This window comes from Paenibacillus sp. CECT 9249 (assembly GCF_918697855.1).
Taxonomy (GTDB): domain Bacteria; phylum Bacillota; class Bacilli; order Paenibacillales; family Paenibacillaceae; genus MSJ-34.
In genome coordinates this window covers 1-22,558 of record NZ_CAKKLI010000031.1, presented here as the reverse complement: position 1 = coordinate 22,558, position 22,558 = coordinate 1, and the positions used below count along the sequence as shown (strand labels likewise).

The following is a 22,558-nucleotide window of genomic DNA, read 5'->3' as shown; positions in this document are numbered from 1 at the left end:
AAATATGAAAGCAAGCCGGAAACAATCCTATAAGAAGAAAAAGATGGTGAATTTGGTCATTAAAGACCACGTCATTCGTTACGTCGATGCGAAGAAACCGAGTTTATACGGGCCGATGGCCTTCGGCGAATATCGTCTGGCACCGGATATCGTTCGCGAAGGGAAAATCGCCGAACCGGACCGGTTGCGCTTGATATTAAAAGATTGCGTGCGCAGATGGAACATTTCGAACAGGGAAGTTCAGTTCGTCATTCCCGATCCGTTCGTGATTGTCCGCAAATTCGATATTCCGCCGCATGTGGCGGACGAAGAAATCAAGGGCTACCTATACCTTGAGTTAGGTTCCAGAATTCATTTGCCGTTCGAAGATCCGATCTTCGATTTTGACTTTCTCGAAATGAACGAAGAGAAGAAAGAAATTTTGCTGTTTGCCGCGCCCGAACATATCGTTGCGCAGTACGCGCAGCTGTTGGAGAGCGCCGCTCTGAAGCCCGTCGCCGCCGACATATCTCCCTTGGCCGTATACCGGTTGTTCTATCAAGCGGGCAAGGAGCCGGGATTCGAGCTTCCCGTGGAAGCGCCGACGCTGTCCGTCCAATTCGATCTGCATACCGTCACGGCAAGCATTTTCCATAAACATAAATTGCTGCTTGTCCGCCAATTCAAAATGAACTTATCCGCCGACAGTTGGGAGACCTCCGTCGATCGAACGGGCGCCTTGACGACGGTTTGGAACGGCGACCTGACGCATTTGCAATATGAAGTCAAAGTCATCATGGAAGAAATTCAGCGATTCATCAACTTTTATTATGCTTCGATCGATCAGGGAGACGACGAGATCGAAACGATCGTCTTAACCGGGGATTACCCGTACCTTGACAATATCGCCGAACATCTGCAGCAGCATTTCGGGAAAGTTCCGTTTACCTTTTCCGGCCATTGGTCCGAGACGCAGCCGCAAGAATTATTTTCCCCGAAATATTATTTGGCATTGGGCCTGTCGTTAAAGGGGGGAGCGTAAATGCTTAGCGAAATCAACCTGCTCCCGCAGAAGGATCAGAGAAGCATTTGGTTCGCGATCGTGCTGACAATCGTGCTCGCCATCGGCTTGATTGGCGGAGGACTGCTCTATTATCAATATCTGTCTCTTGCGAAACAGAGGGATGCGAAACAAGCCGAAAGCGCCAAAATTGCGGAACAGATTGAAATCGAAACGCAGAAGCTTCAGGAAGCTGCCGCCAAATCGGATATCGAGCGGTATGTGTCGATGATTAACGCCGTTAAGCAATGGCCCGTTCAAACGGCAAGCATCCTCGACGAGCTAACAGCTGCGTTGCCGGCAAGCGGGTTTTTCAGTACGTTCGCTTATCAGGATACGGGCGCGATTTTGCTTTCCGCGCAATTTAACGGTTTGGACGATACGGCCCAGTATCTCCATCAATTAACGTACGAGGATTGGGTTCAGAGCGTGACGATCCATTCGATTGCCAGGGAAGAGGACGGCAATGCGGCGCTTTACCGGGCAGATTTCAATATTCAGTTGAAAAGAGACCGTTTTCTGCGGATGAAAGGGGATGGAACGGGATGAGCGCGAGGCAAGTCAGAATTTTGATCCTGACGGCGTTGTCCGTTCTTATCGTTGCCGCCCTGCTCTTTACATACTGGAAAGCGGTCAGTCCGGTGAAGGAAGAAGTGGACAAGCTAACGGCGAAGATCGAAGCGGACATGAAAATGCTGGAGGCGATCGGCAGTCAAATCAACGAACAAATAAAGTTAAGCACAGAGGAAAGCTTGCAAATGCAGCGTCAAGTGCCGCTTGAATCTTTTGTCGACCAACTGATCGTAAATGTGAGATCGGTGGAACAATCGTCAGGCAATACGATCGACAGTATCGGCGTAAGCTATTCGGAGATTTCGTTCGATGATTGGAACAAAACCATTGGCACGGCAGATGCGGCCGCGGCCGAAGAAAGCAAGACGGATTCGCTCCCATTGTACAAAGTGTCGCTGGGGATGGCGGTACAATCGCCGTCATATGAACGGATGCGGCAATTCATCATGGACCTGGAAGGTTTGGAACGCATCGTGAACGTGGATTCTTTATCGTTTGACAGTGCTGCAGACGTTTATCAACTAACGGTTTCCGTTTTTTACGCGCCTCAGCTTGACGGGATCGAGGATCGGCTTCCAAAGGCTGTTTTTCCCGGTCCTGCGGCCAAGACGAATCCTATCAAAATAGATAAGAAGCAAATCGAAGAAACGAGCGAATAATGCTGCGACTAGAACGTGAAAGCGAAGGTGAAAAGGCGATGACGCTACGAATTCTTATCGTTGACGATACAAGATTTTTGCGCATTATGTTAACGGATATATTAACGAAATCGGGTCATGAGGTGGTCGGCGAAGCGGAGAACGGTTTGATCGGCGTTGAGAAGTTTAAAGAACTGCGGCCCGATATTGTCATGATGGATATTTCCATGCCCGAGATGGACGGCATCGAGGCGCTGCAGGAGATTCGGACCATCGATCCGAAGGCGATCGTGCTCATTTGCTCGGCCATGAGTCAGAGAGATTTAATTTCCAAGGCGTTAAAAGCCGGGGCGAATAATTACGTCACGAAGCCTTTCGACTCGGACCGCATCAATGAGCTGATCAAGAACGTGCTTCCGTTAGTCGAGCGGGCGAAGCCGGAAGACGCTCCCGTGAGCGAAAACGGAATGTTAAGAGAATATTCCGTGGAAGACCGCTCCTACGCCCCTTTCCGTTTCGCCGAGCCTAAGCCGTTTCAACAAGAGGAACGGTCGATCGTGAACGCTGCGAAAGAAGAAGAGCCCGATCACTTTGGGATCATTCTCAAAGCTTATGCCGACGCCGAAGCCGCGAGCGAAGCTGAGACGGAGCCGGAGGCAGCGTCGATGGCAGTGCCGGAAGCGCAAGCAGTCGCGGCAACCGCTCCGCACAACGTCCCGGAAGCGATCGTGCCTTATGCGATATCCGCAGTAGAACTGGCTGCAATGTCGCAACCGGTACCGCAGGCGGAATTGCAATCCGTATTGCAGAACGCGCCACAGCCGGTGCCGCAAACCGTGATGCGGGCCGAGCCGGAAGCGCCTGTAGCGCTTTCTAGCGAATTTTACGCGGAAGCGGCGCTTGAACAGGAAATCGCAAGCGCAGCGGAAGTCGCGGCAATCGCTGAGATCGAAGGATTAGACGAGGGGAGGAAGGAGGCGGAGGCGGCCATGATGAATCGGCATGACAACATCGAAGAAACCGGAAAGTTACCGGAAGTTCCTCCAGCGGAGCATCCGGTCGATGTCGCAGTTCCCAATGGGGGAGCTCTGCCCAAGGCGGAGCCCAGAAGAAAAAACATGAAAAACTTTGTAAGCAGCATCATGTTCAATTGGACTGAAGTTTTGGACGATCAAGAGGTTAGCCATTTTGTTGTTTATAACGAACATGACAAAACGATCCAGATCGACGTAATCGCCGCGGACGAACAAAGGCAGCGCATCCTGCTGTCCTTGGATAGCTTCTCCTATCTCATCGCATGTCTGGAAGAGAAGGGCGTATCCATCGATCCGAACCTATAGCTGATGTTGTTCGCTGCCGAACGACATCCTCCTGCACCGCTCCGAGCGGTGTTTTTTATTGAAGAGAGGATGCCGCGCTTAAGAGGGGTCGGGACGGAACGAAGGTTTCTTTAATGAAACGACTGGTGTAAAATACAACTATAGTTGAGGATACTTCGATTGCCGAAGGGAATAATAATGGCGATGGGAAAAGTTGGGTAATGGGGCAGGGTTGTCAGGGCACAGGGTACAGGGCCGGGATCGTGGATCGGTTCATCGGAATTAATACATAGTTTACGTCGGGAGGATCAATATGGACTATCAAGCTTATTTCGAACAGCACAGAGTCGAGCATTTGAACGAACTGAAGGAATGGATCTCCATTCCGAGCGTTTCGGCCTTGTCCGAGCATAAGGAGGATATGAACAGGGCGGCGAATTGGCTGGTCGACGCGCTGCGGCGGGCGGGGCTGGAAAACGTGGAAATTCACCAAACCGCGGGCCATCCGATCGTGTATGCGGATTATATGCACGCGCCCGGCAAGCCGACTGTCTTAGTATACGGCCATTATGACGTGCAGCCGGTCGATCCGCTCCATCTGTGGGAAACCCCGCCGTTCGAGCCGACGATTCGCGATAACAAGCTTTATGCGAGAGGGGCTACGGACGACAAAGGGCAGCTGTTCCTGCACATTAAGGCGCTGGAAGCCATTCTGAAGCAGGAAGGCACGCTTCCGGTCAACGTCAAAGTATGCATCGAAGGCGAAGAAGAAATTACGAGCGCCAACTTATATCCTTTCTTGGAGAAGAACAAGGACAAATTGGCGACCGATGCGGTGCTTATCTCCGACACGGAGCTGCTGGGACCGGGCAAGCCGGCCATATGCACAGGATTGCGCGGGCTTTGCTCGCTGGATGTATCGGTACATACGGCCAACACGGATCTTCATTCGGGGACGTACGGCGGCGGCGTGCCCAATGCGCTTCACGCGCTGGTCTCCTTGCTGGCGTCGTTCCATGACGATCAAGGCCGCATAGCCGTCGACGGCTTCTATGACGGCGTGCCGGAACTGACGGCTGAAATGAGGGAAGAGTTGGCGAAGAAAGGCTTCGACGAGGAGCAGTTGAAGCAGAGACTCGGGCTGGATGCGCTGTACGGCGAAGAAGGCTATTCGTTTGTGGAGCGGGTCGGCGTCCGACCGACGCTGGAAATGAACGGCATGTACGGCGGATTTCAAGGCGAGGGGACCAAGACGGTCATTCCTTGCGAAGCCCATGCGAAGATTACGTGCCGCCTCGTAGGGCAGCAGGACCCGCAGGACATTCTGGACAAAATCGAACGTCACATTCGGAGTTATACCCCGGCCGGGGCGAAGGTAACGGTCGTGCAGCGGGAGAAAGGCAATCCGTTCACGATCGATCCGCAGACCCCGCTGCTGCAAACGGCGGCGGACGCTTACGAGCAAGTGTACGGAGTTCGTCCCGTGTTCACCAAAGACGGGGGCTCGATCCCGATCGTCGAAGCGTTTGCCCGGGAATTGTCCGCACCGGTTGTGCTGATGGGCTTCGGCTTGCCGACGGAAAACTTGCACGCGCCGAACGAACATTTCCATTTGGAAAACTTCGATAAAGGGCTGTTGACGATCGTTGAATTTTTGAAGCGAATCTGATCGTTGCGTTAGAGGGGGTAGGCGGATCCGTCTGCGGCCCGGGAATCCCATTCCATACTCCGCAAAGACACCTAAACAGGTGTCTTTTTTCATAGGCTGCCGGATGCTTCGCTACGGATCGATCGGCCAGATGATCCGCGTCCAATTGGATTTAGTGGTAAATTGTACCGTTAAATATGCCAAAAAAACGTGCACGCTCATATTAGCGGAAATTTCTGGAGCTAATTACGGCACCGGCGGCAAAATGGGAATTTGGGCGAAATTAGCGGTAGGAAATCCATCTAAAGTCCCCACTCAAGGCAAGTCTATGAAATTACCGCCAGTTTTTGGAGCTAATGCACGAGGATCAAGTTTTTGGAGGTGTTTTTACAGCCGAAACTTCGCCCCCATCATAAATTACATACTCCCGTTTCAATCTGCATACCGCAAAGTTAGATAATGTAGACGAACCTTAGAAAGGGTAAATATACAGCAAACTGTCCCGAAATATATAATCGTAGCTTGAAAGGAACGTATCGCTTTCGAAAATGACTGATCATGAAAGGGGAGTCTATATGAAAAAAGTGTTATCTATCGGCATGATCGCCGTGATGCTGCTCATGCTGCTTGCGGGATGCGGCAGCGGGAAGGAAGCGGGAACGGATCAAACGTCCCAACAGGAAAATGCGGGGGAAAGCGCCGCGCCCAATGCGGAACCGGGCGAATCGGTCACATTGACGTTTGCAAGCTGGAGCATTACGGAGGAAGCGACGAAAGACGCATTGGAGCAAATGGTTGAAATGTACAAACAGATCAAGCCTAATGTGACGATCGAATTTATCGGCATTCCGTTCGGCGATATTAAACAACAAACGTTTGTCATGGCTTCGTCGAACAATACGCCTGATATTATTCAAACCATCAGCCCCACGTTCCCAACATATGCGACTTCGGATATTATTACGCCGCTGGACAATTTGCTTGGGCAGGATTATATCGACGACCTCATGCCTTCCATGGTCGCGGATTATTCGTATAACGGCCAATTAATGGGAGTGCCGTGGGCACCGTCGCCGTATGTGCTCTACTATAATAAGGAATTGTTTAAGCAAGCCGGATTGGAAGACCGGCCGCCGGCCACCTACGATGAAATGATTGAAATGGCCAAGGCGATCAGCCAACTGAAAACCGACAGCGGGGAACCGATTTACGGTTTCGGCGAAGCGACCGATAAATTGCCGATCAACGGCATGATCTCCTTGCGGAATATTTATAGCTTCGGCGGATCGATCTTCGACGAGAACGGCCAAGTAAACGTGAATACGCCGCAAGTTGTGGAAACGCTTCAGTTCTATCAAGATTTGGTGAGCAATAACATCTCTCCGCAAGGCGCCAAGTTGAAGGATTTGCGTAATCTGTTCTCGATCGGCCGCCTCGGCATGTACATGGACGGATATTACGGCAAAGCGGTATTCCGTTCGTTAAGCGGGAAGGGGGAGGAGTTCGACAAGGAATGGGGCGTAGCGCTCGTACCGAAGAATAAGACGGATCAATCCGTTTCGATTGCGGAGGCTCACGGCTTGGTCATCGCGGCAGATTCGAAGCATAAGCAGGAGGCGGCCGATTTCATCAAATTTTTAACCGATAAAGACGCCATCTCGCTGTACCATCAAAAAAGCGACGCCCTTACCTCGAGAATATCGCTCAGCGAATCGCCTGAATTCAACGCTTCGGAATTTGACAAAGTGTTAATCGAACAGTTGCAGACGGCGAAGTCGTTGCCGGCCAACAATCCGGGTCTGGAACAGGCATACCTGGATATGTCGGAAGCCGTGCAGAGAGTTAGCGTCGCGAAGGAAGATCCTGCGAAAGTTGCGGCCGACTTAAACGCGAAGCTGCAACAAATTTTAAAATAGCGAAGAAGGGATGTTCGGCATGAATCGACATAACGGAACAGCGGCTCCCGTTCCGGTCAAAGCTAGCCGGAAATGGCTTACCGAGAAGCAGCGGGACCGTTGGTTTACTCTCATTATCCTTTCTCCGGCGTTGATCGTATTGCTGTTTACGATAGGCATTCCCATCGTAAAGTCTATTCATATGAGTTTCTTCGACGTTACTTTGCTGAAGATGAAGGAATTCACATGGAACAGCTTCGGGAACTACCAGAAAATGATAGCGGATTCGCAATTTGCAAGTTCTTTGTGGACGACGGTAACGTATGTATCCGGTGTAGTGGCCGTACAGTTTGTGTTGGGAATAGGACTCGCTCTTATTCTCAATACGAACATGCGGTTTCGCAAAGTGGCAAGAACGTTGATCCTCATACCGTGGATCATCCCGACCATTGTAACGTCATTGCTATGGATGTGGCTGTATCAGCCGCAATACGGCGTGATCAACTACATTCTAAAAAGCTTGCATTTGATCGATGAGCCGTACCAGTGGTTGTCCAGCGTTCATCTCGCGCTGCCGGCCGTCATGATCGCCGCGTTGTGGAAACAGCTGCCGTTTATGACAACGATGCTGCTGGCAGGCATGCAGGGGATACCCGAAGATATGTACGAAGCCGGCAAAATTGACGGAGCGAACGGGAGACAGATGTTTTTTTACATTACGCTTCCTTTCCTGAAACATACGATCAAGACGGTAACGCTTATCTCGATCATCGAAAATTTCAAGATGTTCCCGCTGTTCTGGGTGATGACGGGGGGAGGGCCCATTAACGCCACGACAACGCTTGCGATCTTGAGCTACAAGAGCGCGTTTATCGAGCTTGATCTTGGGAAAGGGGCCGCGATCGGAACCGTATGGTTAATCATCATGCTGCTGCTCTCTTGGTTCTATAATCGATTGTTCGCAATCGGGGAAGAGCGGCCGAGAAAGGCGGGGGCATATTGAAAAGAAACGCAATCATTCAATTCGCGGTTTCCAGGGCGGGCTTCATATTTTATCTTATTTTCTTGTTTTTCCCGTTATATTGGATGCTTGTCACCTCGTTCAAAACGAATGACGTCTTGTTCAAGCTGCCGCCGGAGTGGCTTCCGTTCACTCCTACTTTTCAGCATTATGTTAAGTTGTTCAGCAATAACGCGTTTCTCATCTATTATAAGAACAGCTTGATCGTCAGCGCGGGGACGACCGTGATTACGCTGCTTGTTGCGGTATCGGCCGGCTACGCCTTTTCCAGATTTCGCTTCAAATTCAAGGAATTGCTGATGTTCTTGATTTTATCGACGCAAATGCTTCCCATCGTCGCTCTGCTCATTGCGTTGTATTCGATGTATAATATGTATGGGCTGTTGAACTCGCATATCGGATTGATGTTGGCGTTAACGACATCTTCGCTCCCTTTTTCGATCTGGATGATCAAAGTGTTCTTCGACAATATTTCCGGCAGTCTGGAGGAAGCGGCCAAAATCGACGGATTAGGGCGATGGGGGATTCTGTTCCGCATCGTGATGCCTTTGTCCAAACCCGGTATTTTCGCGGTGGGAATCTATACGTTCATCCTGTCGTGGGACGATTTCCTCTACTCGTTAACCTTGATTAACAAAGATACGCTGCGCACGCTTAATCCGGGGATATCGATCCGTTATATGGGAGAAGTGTCTTACGACTGGGCCAACATTATGACCGTTTGCGTGACGGCCGTATTGCCGATTGTCATTTTGTTTATGTTTTTTCAAAAATATATGGTTTCCGGGTTGACGGCGGGGGCTGTCAAAGAATAGCGTCATTGAATTTATAGCGATGGGAGCAAAAAGCGATGAAATTGAAATTACGAGGTGGGTTGGCGAGCAAAATCCGTTTTAACAGGCTGTTCACCGTATATTTCATCTCTTTTTCTCTCGTTATTATTTTGCCTGTTTATATTGTTGGAATCGCTTCCTATCAGTTCGTATTAGGCAAGATGGAAGAACAATTAAGCCAATCGCAATTGATCGAATTGAAGCAAATGAGCATTTCCTTGAACCAGACTTTGCACGATATACATAACTTGTCCACGGTGGTGGCTTTGGACGGGAATATATACGGCTATTTGCAGAACGAAGACGATCAGTACGCTTCGAACAATATTCGGGATACGGTGAAAACGCTGGCTTCCACCAACGAGTTCATTCAAGGCATTAGCATATACAAATCGAATTCGCGCCAAATCATCTCGAGCAACGAACTTACCAGGCGCTACGCGGGCGAGGAGCGGGACAAGTGGATCGAGGGTATTCAAGGGGCGGACGCGGCGAATGTATGGATCTTCGCTCCCGACACGCCCAATATTAAAAACCGGGACGGAAGCAAGGAAAATATTATTACGTTCGCGCGCAAATTTCCTTTCGTTTCCGGCGAGGATTACGGTTATATCGCGATTCATGTTTATGAGAAAGAAATTTCCGCCCTGATCTCCAAGCTGCAGATGAATCCGTTTACGAATATTTATGTCGTTAACGATCAAGGCGAGACGTTGGCCTCGCATATGTCCCGGCAAACCGACGGGGGAATGACCGCCGAACGCATCAACCGTTTGCCCGGTTCGGATCAAGAGGGATATTTTGTAGATAGCGGCAACGGTCCGAACACACTGATCGGTTACTCGAAATCGTTCCGCAACGGATGGGTGATCGTTTCCGAGACGCCTTTGGATTATTTGTTGGACAAGCTGTCGCCCATCCGCAATATGACGATCGGAATTTGCCTGCTGCTTACATTTGCCGGTTTGGCAACCGCCTACCTGCTTTCCAGATCCATCTATAATCCGATTAAAATGATTATCGATAAGTCGAAAAACATTATCCATCATTTAGGAGGCGGCGCCGGGTTCGAGCAGGGAAACGAGTTTCAGTTCGTAACCGGGGTGCTCGATTCCGTGTTTCTGCAGAACAAGCAATTGATCGAGTCGTTTCGCGACAGCATTCCTGCGCAGGCGGACCGGTTTCTTTTCAGCTTATTGCATAACAATGTCGGTTCGATCCGGGAAGCCGAAGATAGAATCAATTTTCTGCAATTGGATTTGTCGACGTCTCAATCCGTCATCGTCGTGATTGAAATCGATCAATATACGGATCTGCTCAAAAATTATTCGATCCGCGACGTCAATTTGTTTAAATTCGCCGTTCGCAACATAGCGGAAGAGGTGATCAGAGCGCAGTACACATGCTTGTCTGCCGAAGTAAGCGAGAACCAGATTGCGGTATTGGCCAATCCGGAGACGGAGTGGGAACTTGCCAAACCGCAAATCAACTTGCTTTGCGAACAAATACAAGAATCCGTGCATCGGCTGTTGAAACTGCGCGTCTACATCTCGGTCGGACAATCGTACGATCATATTTTGCTGGCCTATCTGTCCTTTACGGAAGCGACGGACGTTCTGAAGTACAAATTGCATTTGGGAGAACGGCAAATTTTGTTTTTCGAAGACGTTCAGGCGGATCGCGACATCGATTATTACTATCCGTTGCAGTTGGAGAAACAATTATGCAACTGCATTTTGACCGGCAATGCGTCCGGCATGCACGAATGCCTGGAGCAATTGGAGCGCGATATTACGGAAAGGGAACATCTATCTTACGAAAATTTATATCGAATCTACACGCGTTTATTGGATGCGGCGATCGCCATTCTTGTCGACTCCGGGGGATCGATTAAACAATTGTTCGGCGAACAATACCATATCTATAAGGAACTGGCCGGTTGCGAATCGCTGCATGAAATTCATTCGTGGATCGGAAGCGTATTCGATCGAATCGCGAATTATGTGTCGCAAATCCCTAGGGCCAACAAAACGATAGAGAGAGTGCTGCAATACATTGAAGATCATTACGGAGATTTCGCCTTGTCGGTCGAGGCGATTGCCGATGTTGTCGATTTGCATCCCAATTATTTAAGCAGATTGTTCAAGCAGGAATACGGCAAGACGATGGTGGAGTATATCGGGCTGCGCCGATTGGAGGCCAGCAAGCAATTGCTGGCGGACTCCGGCCTGAGCGTGCAAGAGATCGCCAGAAAAGTCGGTTATAACAATATTAACAGTTATATTCGTTTCTTTAAGAAGAACGAGGGGATTACCCCCGGCGAGTTCCGGAAAATTAACGGCATCAACGGGAGGGAGAACGAACTATCGTTGAAATCGGGCGTATAATCGCATGGCTATCGTGCCTTGCGGTTTTTTCTCTTGTTGGGAAGTTGCACATCAGCATCTTGGTCCGCTTCCCGCCTATTGGAATTTATCCAACGAATCTTCCTTTTAAGCTCCGTCATTCGACTCTTATTGGAATTTATCCAATGAAATGTTCGCCAATACGGTTAAAAAACGAATCTGCCTTGGATTGGTTGGATATTTTCCAACGGCGACCCGCGTTTAACATAAAATTTTCCAGTTTAATTGGATATACTCCAATGATCGATCGGCGTTATCTGGGACAAGGCCATTTATGCGGCTAAACAGCGCTCTACGGAAACGGTAAATTTCCCCGAATGACGGTAGAAGCGGGGCCGATCGCGGAAGATCCTTGCGTAACGGCGCGCTGGAAGTTTACCGGTACGATAACGGGAAGATGTCGGGAGCGCAGGCAGAAGCGGGGGAAGCGATATTTTTCTTATTGAAGAAGGAAAAATCAAAGCTTATTGGGTTAGCTCCAACGGCATGGATTTGATGGAACAGTTTGGGATGTTGCGTAACGGATCGGTCGATTGATTCGTATCCGTCGGGACTTTCAATTAGCGGGAAAAACTACAGCTAAATCTATGGAAGGACCGGGCAAATTTATTTTAGCGGTAATTTCTGGAGCTAATTATGGCAACCGCGGAAAAATCGCGGATTTGGGTGAGATTAGCGGTAGGAATTCCATCTAAAGTCGCCGTTGGGGGCAAATCTGTGAAATTAGCGCCAGTTTTTGGAGGTAATGCTTGAGGATGCCTTGCGAATAGGGGGACGGCGCTCAATTATCGGCCCGGAAGGCGGGAACCGGCAAGATCGCGCCATGGAGGCTGGAGGCCGGCGGTATGAAACCCGCCGTCACCCGCCATCGCCGCGCTGTCGCGGGCAGCGCGATCGTCGCACCGACGCGGTCGGCCCATCGCAGACTCCCGCGGACAGCGTCACCGCCGCGGACAGCGTCACCGCCGCGGACAGCGTCACCGCCGCATCTCCGCCGACGAACAGCGCCGCCACCGCAGTCCCGCCGAAACGGAAACGGGCCGCCGCTTCACTCAAAAGCTTGACGCCCGCGTCCCGCCAAGCCCGACAGCCCGGTCTGGCCCCCTCCGGCGACCGGTTCGCGCGCCCCGTCCTTGGCCGGGTCGACATATTGATGGAACCAATCGTCAAGCATGGCGCGCATCGAGCGCAGTACATCCTCTTTCGATTGGTCATCGATCAGATTGTCGCGTTCGCCCGGATCGGAAACCAGATCGTACAATTCATGCGGACCGTACGGATAACGATGAATGTATTTCCACGTTTTCGTCCTGACCATGCGCACAGGCCCGTATTCGTCGTAGATAACGACCCCTTCCCGGCCTTCGGACGGTTGTCCCAGCAGGAGCGGGAGGAAGCTTCTTCCCGGCAGCCGCTCGGATTCCGGATAATCGAATCCAAGATAATCGAGCAGCGTCGGCATAAAGTCGTAGCCGCTCAACAATTCGTCGCAAACGAGGCCTTCAGGAATGCGGCCCGGATGGCTCATGATCGCGGGTACGCGCACGGACGAATCGAACATATTCAAAGGGAACGTGCCGTTGCCTTTCCCCCAGATGCCGCGCTGGCCGCAGCTGAAACCGTTGTCGCTCAGGAAACAGACCAGCGTATGATCCGTTAAGTCCAGCGAGTCCAAGCGGTCTAGAATGCGTCCGATATGATCGTCCATCGCCGTAATCGCGGCATAATATCCCTTTAGATGCTCCCGAGGCTCTGTAAACACCGTCGGCTCGAGTTGATCGAATGTGCTCCACGGATGTTTCGGCTCTTGCGGACAAGAGTCGAACGGGCAGTTCTCGTATAGATCCACGTAATGTTGGGGATGCTGGCCGATCCATGGCGAATGCGGCGCCGTATAATGGACGCTTACATAAAACGGTCGGTCCTCCTTGGCCCGTTCCTCGATATATTCCAATGCATCGTCCGTAATAACATCCGTAATATATCCCGGTTCTTCGACCAACTGCCCGTTGCGGATCATCGGCGCGTTAACATACGGGCTCCCGCCCGACTGATGAACGAACCAATGCGAGAATCCTTTCTGCGGCAGCGCGCTATGCCCCAGATGCCACTTGCCGCTCATTCCGCAATGATAACCGTTGGCGGCCAATATTTCCGTATACGCGGTATGACCCGCTAAATATTCCACAGGCCGTTCGCCGACATTGCCGTCTTTGATCCAGTCATGCACTCCATGCTGGGAAGGGATCTTTCCGGTTAATAACGACGCTCGCGCAGGAGAGCAAACGGGCGAAGTGCAGAAGAAATTGCCGAAACGTACGCCCCGGGCGGCCAGCCTGTCCAGATTGGGCGTACGGATTTCCGTATTGCCATAGCATCCGAGCGCCCAAGCGCCTTGATCGTCGCTTAAAATAAATACAACATTCGGTTGATTGCTCACTTGCTTACGCCTCCTTCGTCAGGCCCAATCGGATAAATTGCTCGTCCGGCGCATCGAGTTCTTCCATCCGTTCGATGAGCAGCCGTGTCATTCTCTTTTCCAATTCGGGCGAATCGATCGGTCTTTGCTGGCGTGGGTCTTCGTTTACTTCGAACAGCAAATTTCCTGTAAACAAATCATGATGGGCTTCGGGATCGACAAATCCTCTCGATGCGATTCGCAGCAAGGGACAACCTTTCGTGAAAGAGAACGGCTCGACCAGTTCCGCCGTCCGCAATTCGTCCGGCGAGAACGGGGCTTTCATATGCGTCGGCATCAAGGTATATTCGTACAATTGCTCATTATATGGATAGACAGGCTGCCTCATATAGACGTACTGACCGTCCGTACAGTTGACATGCCCGCCGAATACGCCGAACAAACAGGCCTCGCGGATCGGGCGTTCGAAAGCGATCGTATCCTTCAAAGGTTTGCCTGTCATATCGCCCGGAACGGGAACGCCGAAGAAGTCGAGCAGCGTCGGCGCGAGATCGATCGTTTGCACCAGGCATCCGTTTCGCTCCCCGCGTTTCCCGGATCTTGGATCCCATATAAATAACGGAGTATGAACAATTTCATTGTAAAAAGGCTGCACAACCTTGCCCCACCAGTCATGTTCACCTAGCAGGAAGCCGTGATCCGTATTAACGATGAGCATCGTATCTTCCCACAGATTGCAGTCGTCCATGAGATCGAGCACTCTTCCCAACTGTTCGTCGCACATTGTGACAAGCGCATAGTATTCCATCCTGCAATGTTCGACCTGCTCGGGCGTTTCCGTTACTTTTTTGTAATCCGGCCAATCGAAATGCGGGCCGTTGTATTCGTGCTTATAGTATGTTTTATACTTTTCATGCGTGAAAAACGGTTCGTGCGGATCGAATGTTTCGATTTGAAGGAACCAACGGTCCTGATCGCGATTCGTTTGAATGAATTCAAGCCCAAGCTTGAACGTTTCCAACTGCGGATGAGTGTCGTTGCGCAGCGAATAGCCGCGGTTAATCCAATCCTGCCTGACAAAGTTCGCGTTCAACGCAGCCCTTCCGATCGCGGCGGGAACGGCCGGGTCGCGGACTTCGCCTTTCCAGGCGTCTCCCTCTTGCCCGCGCACCATTTCCCACGTATTATACCGGGTATGGTACGTGCTTCCGCCATCCTCCCAATAATGATAATGATCGCTGATTAAATGCGTATAGACACCGTTCTTTTTCAGCAATTCGGGCATCGAATCGTCGAACGGCTCCATCGGCCCCCAACTCCGATGCAAAAATTGCGGTCTACCCGTATGCAAATCCCGTCTCGCCGGCATACAGGGGAGGGAAGCGGCGTAACTTCGGTCGAAAGTGACGCTTTTTGCGGCAAGCCGGTCAAAATTCGGCGTATGAATACGTCTGGCCCCATACGGCGAGAGCATATGCCTGTTTAACGAGTCGAACATCACCATGATGGCTTTCATCGTCTATTCCTCCTTTGGCAATCGATTATCCCTTGACGCTTGACGAGATTAAGCTTTGCACGAAATATTTCTGGAACAGAAAGAACATGGCCATTAACGGAAGCGAGACGACCAGCGTAGCGGCCATAAGCAGATTGAATTTGATTTGAGCTTCCCCGTTAAAGGCTTGAAGCCCAAGTTGCACGGTCCGCATCGTTTCGGAATTGGTATAAATAAGCGGATGGAAGAAGTCGTTCCATACCGAGACGGTCTTGAGAATACCCATCGATGCGATCAACGGACCGCTGAGCGGCAGGTAGATTCGAACAAACGTTTTGAACATGCCCGCCCCGTCGATATTGGCGGCATCGTCCAACGCTTTCGGAAACGAAAGGTAGAATTGGCGCGCCAGGAAAATGCCGAACGAACCGGACAACTCCGGAACAATCAAGGCGTAATACGTATCCAGCCATCCGGTGCCCCCGTTGCCGAACCAATCATTGCCTCCGAATAAAGGCATCGCTTTTAGAATCAGAAACTGGGGAATAACCGTGACTTGCGCCGGAACCATCATCCCGATCAGAAGACAGACGAAAATGACGTCGCGTCCCTTAAACGCAAGGCGCGCAAACGTATATCCCGCCAATGAATTAAAGAAGATGCTGCCGAAGACGGCGATCAACGTCACAATCAGCGAATTTTTGAAATAGAGCGGCCAATTCACCATCGTCATCGCGGTATAATAATTCGAAACATTCCATTGCTGCGGCAATAACGTCACAACGCCCGCGTTCAACTCCGCATCGCTCTTCAAAGAGGTGAAGAGCGCGATTAGCAGCGGCAAGATCATGACGAATGCAATAACTATAAGCGCCGCATAGACGAGCGCCTGTTTCGTATACTTGAGTGTCATCCGAACCCATCCTTTTATGCTTAATCGAAATCGCTCGAAGAAGACGTGAAATAATAATTAATCATCGTAATGATGAAGGTGATTAATAAAAGGAAAATGCCTTGGGTCGCAGCGTATCCCATGTTGTATTCGCCGAACCCGTTTTTAATAATTTCGTTGACGATCGTGGTCGTTTTATTAGCCGGCCCGCCGCTCGTCAAAATGTATACCAGGTCGAACACCTGGAAGGAACGAATAGTCGTCGTTATAAAGATAAAGAAAGTAATCGGTTTCAAGAGCGGGAACGTAATCATAACGAACTGTTTGAATCCCGTCGCCCCGTCGAGCCTGGCCGCTTCGTACAGATGATCCGGAATTCCTTGCAGTCCGGCCAAGTAAATAATCATGCAGAAACCGATGCCTGCCCAAATGCTTACCATAATAATCGACATCAGCGCGACGGAAGGATCGTGAAGCCAATTCTGCCCTGTTAGCCCTATTTTCTCCAACATGCCGTTGATCGGCCCGCCGATCGGATCGTACAGCCAAAGCCAAGTCATGGCGACGGCGACGGAGGAAATGACGCCGGGCAGGTAAATGCTCCCGCGGAACAAGGAAACGGCTCTAATTTTCAAATTTAATAAATTGGCAATGATTAGTCCAAAAGCCATCGTCGGAACGACGGTACAGACCCAGAAAATAAACGTATTGACGATGGCCTTGGTGAAGGCTTCGTCGCGGAACATGCGAGCGTAGTTTTTAAGCCCCGCCCATTCGCCCGCGTTAAGGATGCTGAAATCCGTAAAGCTTAAATAAAGAACCCATAGAATAGGGATAAAGATAAACACAACGTATAGCGTCACGTTAGGCAGAATAAACAGGTAAGGCAATATACTCCATTTCGATCTCATGCAAATCCCCCTTTACTTCATCGTCTCGAAGCGGAAATCTTCCCCCGCGCTTCATAAAGCGCTGCAGGGGAAGATTAGCAGCGGTTGTTCGTTACAGATCCTTCAGCTCTTCGCGTGCCTTTGCGGCGTTGCTCTTCAACGCTTCTTCCGCAGACTTGATCCCGTTGAACGCTTCTTCCAACGCGAGGCGCAAATATTTAATGTTTGCATTCCAGGCCGGAGAAGGAATGTAGCTTGCCGAATCGTTCATCGCTTCGAACAGCAGCTCGTTTTCAGGACTGATCTTCACGAATTCCTCTTTCAAAGACTGTCTGGTCGGCAGCAAACCGGTCGCTTGGGAGAACTCCAGCATTTGTTCCTTCGAAAACATGAATTCGATAAATCTCCATGCCTCCTCCGGATGCTTTGTCGATTTGGACATCGATATAAAATTGCCGAGCATCAACGAAGTTTGTTTGCCCGTCGGCCCTTTAGGCGGTAAGGCGTAGCCTAACTTGTCCAGCCCGACCGTATCTTTTAATGTATTCAAGTCCATCGTGTTCAGGAAGGACATCGCCGCCAGTCCGTTAGTAAACGGCAAGCCGTTCAATTGCTGCTGGTTGGCCGCCATGATGGCTCCGTCGTTATACAATTCAACCAGTTTCGTCAGCAGCTCGATCGATTCCGGCGAGTCGAACAGCGGATTGCCGTCTTTATCGTAAATTTCCTGTCCCAACAATAGCAGCAACGAGAAGTAAGACTGCTCGCCGTTGCTCGTTTGAATGTCGATGCCGCTGCGAACCGTTTTTCCGTTTTCGACAACTTTGACTTTATTAGCGAATTCAAACAGTTCGTCCAATGTGCGCGGAGGCGTATTCGGATCGAGCCCGGCCTCCTGGAAGAAATCTTTGCGCCAGAACAAAGGGCGCGCCGCAGGCATAATCAAACCGTACTGCCCGCCGTTCCACTGTCCGGATTGCAGACTGCTCGGAATAATATCCTGTTCCCCGTCCCATTGATGCTCTTTAATAAACCTGTTCAAGTCCATATATTGATCTTGATCGACCGTAGACACCAATTGCCCATGACCCAGACCGTGAATGTCCGGCGCGATGCCGCCGGCGTAAGAGACGGATAGCTTTTGGAAAAATTCTTTCCATGGAATTGCGCTGTATTCGATTTTAATATCCGGATTTTCTTGTTCGAAATCTGCAATTAGTTTGTTGACCGCGTCGACAACGTACGTTTCATGGCCGGGATACCAGAACTTTAACGTCACTTTCCCTTCATTCCCGCCTAAAGCTTGCTTGTTGTTCGCGCCGTTGTTCTGGCCGCATGCGGATACGAATACGATCACCGCCATCATGAGAGTCAATAGGATCCATTTCGATGTTTTCAAATTCGAACACTCCTTTACCGTTTGTTTGGGTTTTCGATTGCAAAATTCATTATGAAAAAATCGGCAATGAAAAGAAATGGCTTATTTCTGACACTATCTAACCTTTTGGAATAGAGCGGTTACATAGGGCCCGAAATAAGCCTGTTTTGAAACGATATGGACGATTTCTGACACAATGTGCATTTGTTGACCGGAGCTTGAAATCAGTACAATTCATTGACGTCTAACGCTTTGCGGTGATAAGCGTCCTTATATTGTCCGGGTGTGACGCCTTCATATTTTTTGAAGATTCGAATAAAACTGTGCGTATTCTCGTAACCGACGCTTCTGCCGACATCGGCCACCGTATTCTTCGTCGTGATTAACAACTCCTTCGCGCGTTTAATTCTCAGGCTGAGGAGATATTCCATAAAATTCACGCCGGATTCGTTTTTAAAGAGGCGGCTGACATAGGAAGGGTCCAGCCCTAGTTGGTCGGCGATGCCGCCAAGCGAAATCTCTTTATCATAATTGTTATCGATGTATTCGACGATCTGCTGTACGACATCCGCCGATTTCGCGTTCTCTTCCATAGGCGCCATGGAGTTGGAAATGCCTTGGAGAGTCTCTTCGAACCATGCCATAATGTGGTCGCATGTTTCCATCTCCATGATTTTATCGTACATTTCCGTTATATTGACGGCCTCCGGACGCGCTCCCAATTCCGCCGAGCGGTGAATGATGACAAGCAGCAGTTCCCAGAACGTATGTTGAATGAGGCCGAGCGAATACCCTTCAGGCTGTTCCAGGGCATTTTTCAGTTCGACGAGGGAAGAACAGGCCTTGATCTCGCTCTTTGTTTTCATCGCTTTGAGCAGTTCTGGTTCCGCTTTCTTCCTAATATCGAACAGTTTCGTGTGCAGCGGTTTTTGCGGAGGCAATTCCCAGCAAGGGATGACCGCGCGAAATCCTTTCACAAACCTCGATTCGAGCGCGAGCAGAGCTTGGCGGTAGGAGACGTATATTTGCGAAGCGTCGGTCCCGACGTCGCCAATTCCGACGCTGGTCGTTATACTTAAGTTTTGCTCGACATAATGATTGATTCTGTCCACAAGCGCCAAAGCTTTGATTCGAAATTCGTTTTGGTCCAGCGGCCCGGCCGGACTGCATAGTACAACGACATCGCGGCTGTTCGAATTATAAGTCATCGCCCGGAACGATTCGGATGCGAGTTCTTCAATCGTTTTATCCAGGAAGTAAATGATTAGCCCCTGATCGAAATCGGAATACTTTCTCGAGAAATTGACAAAATCGTCGATACGAAACACGATGACCAGCAGGCCTTCTTCCGAAATGTCCATGCCGAAATATCGAAATTGATGCACCAATTGCTGTTTATTCAGCTTTTTGTCATTAAGCACCTGATACAAGAAGCTTTCTTTCATGAAAGGGTAGTTTTTCTGTATCCGCTCGGATAACTCCAAATCCTTCTCCATGATGGAGCGGTATATATTTCTGCCGGTCCAGTACATATACAACGCGGTGCCGATCGTAAAGAGAATCATCACGGCGGCAACCATCATATCCAACGGCCCCTTCACGACGCGAACCGAACTATTCTCGACCGCATACACGTATTTCCATCCCGATATAGGCGATATCGATTGCCTGAAGCTGTATTTGGAATCGTCCATCGTAAGCGCGAAGGATTCTTTTCCTTTACGCAATTGTTCGGATACAAGCTGGAACCGATCCGTCGGGATCGGGTTGCCCGTATCCGTTTCGAAACCGTAGTTGCCGTCCGGACTTACGATCCACACTTGCTCTCCGTCCTGCTGAACGAGCGGAACCTCGAATAGCATTTTACTGTTCAAATTGACGATAATCGCGCCGTCGACGCTATTGCCGAGCAGCGGAATCGGTTGGATTAAGCTAACGATAGGGGGCTGCGCGCCATTGACCGGGGTGCTGATAAACCAATTCTTCGCGATCGGATTTTGTTGGATCGCTGTCAACCAGTCCACATTTTCGAGCTCGTCCAACGTTTTTACGCCGATAATGGGGGATTGGATCATGCCGATCGTTTTATAATAGACGTAAATCGAATCGATGCTGTAGGAAGATACATACACTTCAAGCAAGCGGTTGCCGATCTGTTCGAACCGGTCGGACATCGCGTCGATATCTTTCAATTGCACGGTTTCCGACATTTTTTTATTATTGGCCAAAGCGATCGTCAAGGAATGGATGTCGTTCAATAGCGTGTCCATAAAACGGCGCGTTTCGTCGATGTTTTGATAAGCCAAACGGTCGATTTCCTTGTCCAGCAAATATTGATTGGATATGCTTTTGATCAGCAATATCGCCGCGCTTTGCAGCAGAACCAGAATGAGAATGGAGACGATAAAACGAATAAATTGCGTATGAAGAAAAATCCGGGATACGGCCCGTTTTATGAGATCCATCATAGACAAAACTCCTTGAAGTATGGTGCATGAAAGCGTTTTATAATTATACATGAAGTGTTCTATGACGGCAATTGGTTTTCGGCAGCATCGGGCCGCGTCGTCGCGGGATCGCTTGCGGCGCGCCGATCGCGAGCATGTCGCCGACGGCGAATACGGTTGTCGGAGGCTCGTCAAGATGAAGAAGCGTTCTCATCGTCTGCAGCCCGTGATCGTAGTTGAGGTCGCTGTAGCAAATATATTGCCGCTGGACCGGTATGCCGGCTTCCTCAGCGGCGTCTTGAATGATAACCATAAGAGCATCAACGTAACCGAGGACCCCAGCGGGAAATTAATATCGCCTTTATGAATGAATTGTACATGATTTTCTGCGAGGTCATTCATACGAAAGCGGTTTTGCAGGCATCTAGCACCGAATGGAATTTATGAACATTATACATGGCCTTATTGGAGGACATTGCAGCGAAATCGTACCTTATAAAGCGGAAACGGATTCTTAAACATTTAGGGGATAGAGAGTTCAATTTTAATTATATCCAAATATTACCTTGCGGTAGAGTATATGCGCTTTCATTTAGCTAGTAAGCACCGTATCGGATAATGAAATAGCTCGCTAAACCAGCTAAAAAGACTAGCTAAACAAATGTGTAGTAACTTACATTATCCTGAATCTTTATACGAATTAGATTGAAAGCATTGGACTTATGACTATCAGCGGTTCGTGTACCGAAACCAAAACAATTTATACAAAGGACGCTTGAACAAACATTGCTGAGTAAAATAAGTGACAAGATAGAAAGTTTGCGGGGACCAAGTACGCGATCCCATGCTTGCCAAAAACTTTTGCCAAAAACGTGGCAAGTAAATTAGAATGACATATTGTTGTAGTTATGACAATGGCTTTATGGGAACATATTTCGATTTCTGATAACATAATGTCTTTGCTCTTATGTTATCAGAAATGTTAAATGGACTTTTATAATCAGCATTAGCCTTAACGAAGGTAAAAGTTAACTCGGGTAGAGTACTATAAATATTATTCTAATATAGTTATTATAGTGTCTATCGTATAGAATAAAGAGTTGGATAATGTTTTTAATAAATGAAATACTTTGCACCCCAAAATTTAGAAAGGAAAGTTATTTATGAAATTTTTAAGGTTTCTTGCTGAATGGATTGTTAATATAGTTTTATTAATAATCTCCCTAATTCTACTAGGTTCCATAGAATATGAGATCGGAATATTTAACAAAGAAGAAAATAATATTTTATTGCTTATTTTGTTTGTTCTATCTAACTTTTTAATTATCTATGTTGTATACAGGAATTACGTAGTTCAAAAACTACCTTTTATATTTGTTATTAAAAAGAAACTGTCAAGAAACAAAACGGTTTTTCTATTCTCAATAGCAGTTATTGTATTGATAACTCTAACAGTATATCAAAATGTATAACTTGTTAATTACCTTAATTTTGCTTTTTTCGTACAAGATTATTAGTTCCTATTAGGTCAAGTTCAAATTTGTACGAAAATAAACTCTTTAACATTAAAGCGCTAAAGTCCCTTGGACCGAAAAGGTTTCCTAAGCAACATTAATATCCATAAAGTTACAGTTATGCTGGGACTATCTCACGTAGCTCTACTTCA

Annotated in this window: 17 protein-coding genes and 1 pseudogene; 10 read left to right on the top strand and 8 right to left on the bottom strand. The window is 49.1% G+C overall.

Annotated elements, in window-relative coordinates:
- Positions 1-4 precede the first annotated feature (4 nt).
- The 10 genes and pseudogenes from pilM to LQ229_RS18855 all read left to right on the top strand — a co-directional run bounded on the left by pilM (position 5) and on the right by LQ229_RS18855 (position 11,817).
- Positions 5-1,021 (top strand): pilus assembly protein PilM, encoded by a 1,017-nt coding sequence (gene pilM, locus LQ229_RS18900; protein ID WP_230192564.1) that lies wholly within the window; start codon positions 5-7, stop codon positions 1,019-1,021.
- Positions 1,022-1,588: a hypothetical protein gene (locus LQ229_RS18895; protein ID WP_230192563.1), complete on the top strand. Its 567-nt coding sequence runs from the start codon at positions 1,022-1,024 to the stop codon at positions 1,586-1,588.
- Entirely contained in the window at positions 1,585-2,271 is a 687-nt protein-coding gene (locus tag LQ229_RS18890; protein ID WP_216540744.1) for a hypothetical protein, read from the top strand. Before LQ229_RS18895 ends, LQ229_RS18890 begins: the two co-directional genes overlap by 4 nt.
- 38 nt (positions 2,272-2,309) lie before the next feature.
- A pseudogene (locus tag LQ229_RS18885) lies at positions 2,310-2,657 on the top strand (response regulator); the annotation flags it as partial.
- A gap of 1,225 nt (positions 2,658-3,882) precedes the next feature.
- On the top strand, positions 3,883-5,238 hold the full coding sequence (locus LQ229_RS18880) for a dipeptidase (protein WP_230192562.1): 1,356 nt from the start codon (positions 3,883-3,885) through the stop codon (positions 5,236-5,238).
- Positions 5,239-5,792: 554 nt separating this feature from the next.
- On the top strand, positions 5,793-7,133 hold the full coding sequence (locus LQ229_RS18875; RefSeq protein ID WP_230192561.1) for a sugar ABC transporter substrate-binding protein: 1,341 nt from the start codon (positions 5,793-5,795) through the stop codon (positions 7,131-7,133).
- A gap of 19 nt (positions 7,134-7,152) precedes the next feature.
- Entirely contained in the window at positions 7,153-8,115 is a 963-nt protein-coding gene (locus LQ229_RS18870) for a sugar ABC transporter permease (RefSeq protein ID WP_230192560.1), read from the top strand.
- Positions 8,112-8,948, top strand: coding sequence for a carbohydrate ABC transporter permease (locus tag LQ229_RS18865; protein WP_230192559.1), 837 nt, complete (start codon positions 8,112-8,114; stop codon positions 8,946-8,948). The genes LQ229_RS18870 and LQ229_RS18865 overlap by 4 nt, the downstream gene beginning before the upstream one ends.
- A gap of 35 nt (positions 8,949-8,983) precedes the next feature.
- Positions 8,984-11,353, top strand: coding sequence for a helix-turn-helix domain-containing protein (locus tag LQ229_RS18860; RefSeq protein ID WP_230192558.1), 2,370 nt, complete (start codon positions 8,984-8,986; stop codon positions 11,351-11,353).
- Positions 11,354-11,688: 335 nt separating this feature from the next.
- Positions 11,689-11,817 carry an ester cyclase gene (locus tag LQ229_RS18855; RefSeq protein WP_230192557.1) on the top strand — a complete coding sequence of 43 codons (129 nt, stop codon included), beginning with the start codon at positions 11,689-11,691 and terminating at the stop codon, positions 11,815-11,817.
- Positions 11,818-12,229: 412 nt separating this feature from the next.
- Here LQ229_RS18855 and LQ229_RS18850 read toward each other — a convergent pair whose 3' ends face one another.
- From LQ229_RS18850 to LQ229_RS18815, 8 genes are all read right to left on the bottom strand, one after another.
- Complete coding sequence (locus tag LQ229_RS18850) at positions 12,230-12,427, bottom strand: hypothetical protein (RefSeq protein WP_230192556.1); 198 nt, start codon at positions 12,425-12,427, stop codon at positions 12,230-12,232.
- Positions 12,420-13,811, bottom strand: a complete 1,392-nt coding sequence (locus LQ229_RS18845; protein WP_230192555.1) for a sulfatase-like hydrolase/transferase — start codon at positions 13,809-13,811, stop codon at positions 12,420-12,422. The genes LQ229_RS18850 and LQ229_RS18845 overlap by 8 nt, the downstream gene beginning before the upstream one ends.
- Positions 13,812-13,815: 4 nt before the next feature.
- Entirely contained in the window at positions 13,816-15,306 is a 1,491-nt protein-coding gene (locus LQ229_RS18840; protein ID WP_230192554.1) for a sulfatase, read from the bottom strand.
- Between the two features lie 25 nt (positions 15,307-15,331).
- Entirely contained in the window at positions 15,332-16,198 is an 867-nt protein-coding gene (locus LQ229_RS18835; RefSeq protein ID WP_230192553.1) for a carbohydrate ABC transporter permease, read from the bottom strand.
- 20 nt (positions 16,199-16,218) lie between these two features.
- Entirely contained in the window at positions 16,219-17,088 is an 870-nt protein-coding gene (locus LQ229_RS18830; RefSeq protein WP_230192552.1) for a sugar ABC transporter permease, read from the bottom strand.
- Between the two features lie 91 nt (positions 17,089-17,179).
- Positions 17,180-18,466, bottom strand: coding sequence for an ABC transporter substrate-binding protein (locus LQ229_RS18825; protein WP_230192551.1), 1,287 nt, complete (start codon positions 18,464-18,466; stop codon positions 17,180-17,182).
- A gap of 203 nt (positions 18,467-18,669) precedes the next feature.
- Positions 18,670-20,913, bottom strand: a complete 2,244-nt coding sequence (locus LQ229_RS18820) for a helix-turn-helix domain-containing protein (protein WP_230192550.1) — start codon at positions 20,911-20,913, stop codon at positions 18,670-18,672.
- Between the two features lie 43 nt (positions 20,914-20,956).
- The gene (locus tag LQ229_RS18815) at positions 20,957-21,205 is read right to left on the bottom strand and encodes a hypothetical protein (RefSeq protein WP_230192549.1); all 249 of its coding nucleotides are present in this window, start codon (positions 21,203-21,205) and stop codon (positions 20,957-20,959) included.
- Between the last annotated feature and the right edge of the window lie 1,353 nt (positions 21,206-22,558).

What these genes read in the sequence shown, in the direction of transcription:
- pilM (WP_230192564.1), top strand. Translation starts at nt 5, where the DNA reads ATGAAAGCAAGCCGGAAACAATCCTATAAGAAGAAAAAGATGGTGAAT.
- LQ229_RS18895 (WP_230192563.1), top strand. Translation starts at nt 1,022, where the DNA reads ATGCTTAGCGAAATCAACCTGCTCCCGCAGAAGGATCAGAGAAGCATT.
- LQ229_RS18890 (WP_216540744.1), top strand. Translation starts at nt 1,585, where the DNA reads ATGAGCGCGAGGCAAGTCAGAATTTTGATCCTGACGGCGTTGTCCGTT.
- LQ229_RS18880 (WP_230192562.1), top strand. Translation starts at nt 3,883, where the DNA reads ATGGACTATCAAGCTTATTTCGAACAGCACAGAGTCGAGCATTTGAAC.
- LQ229_RS18875 (WP_230192561.1), top strand. Translation starts at nt 5,793, where the DNA reads ATGAAAAAAGTGTTATCTATCGGCATGATCGCCGTGATGCTGCTCATG.
- LQ229_RS18870 (WP_230192560.1), top strand. Translation starts at nt 7,153, where the DNA reads ATGAATCGACATAACGGAACAGCGGCTCCCGTTCCGGTCAAAGCTAGC.
- LQ229_RS18860 (WP_230192558.1), top strand. Translation starts at nt 8,984, where the DNA reads ATGAAATTGAAATTACGAGGTGGGTTGGCGAGCAAAATCCGTTTTAAC.
- LQ229_RS18855 (WP_230192557.1), top strand. Translation starts at nt 11,689, where the DNA reads ATGACGGTAGAAGCGGGGCCGATCGCGGAAGATCCTTGCGTAACGGCG.
- LQ229_RS18840 (WP_230192554.1), bottom strand. Translation starts at nt 15,306, where the DNA reads ATGAAAGCCATCATGGTGATGTTCGACTCGTTAAACAGGCATATGCTC.
- LQ229_RS18835 (WP_230192553.1), bottom strand. Translation starts at nt 16,198, where the DNA reads ATGACACTCAAGTATACGAAACAGGCGCTCGTCTATGCGGCGCTTATA.
- LQ229_RS18830 (WP_230192552.1), bottom strand. Translation starts at nt 17,088, where the DNA reads ATGAGATCGAAATGGAGTATATTGCCTTACCTGTTTATTCTGCCTAAC.
- LQ229_RS18820 (WP_230192550.1), bottom strand. Translation starts at nt 20,913, where the DNA reads ATGATGGATCTCATAAAACGGGCCGTATCCCGGATTTTTCTTCATACG.
- LQ229_RS18815 (WP_230192549.1), bottom strand. Translation starts at nt 21,205, where the DNA reads ATGGTTATCATTCAAGACGCCGCTGAGGAAGCCGGCATACCGGTCCAG.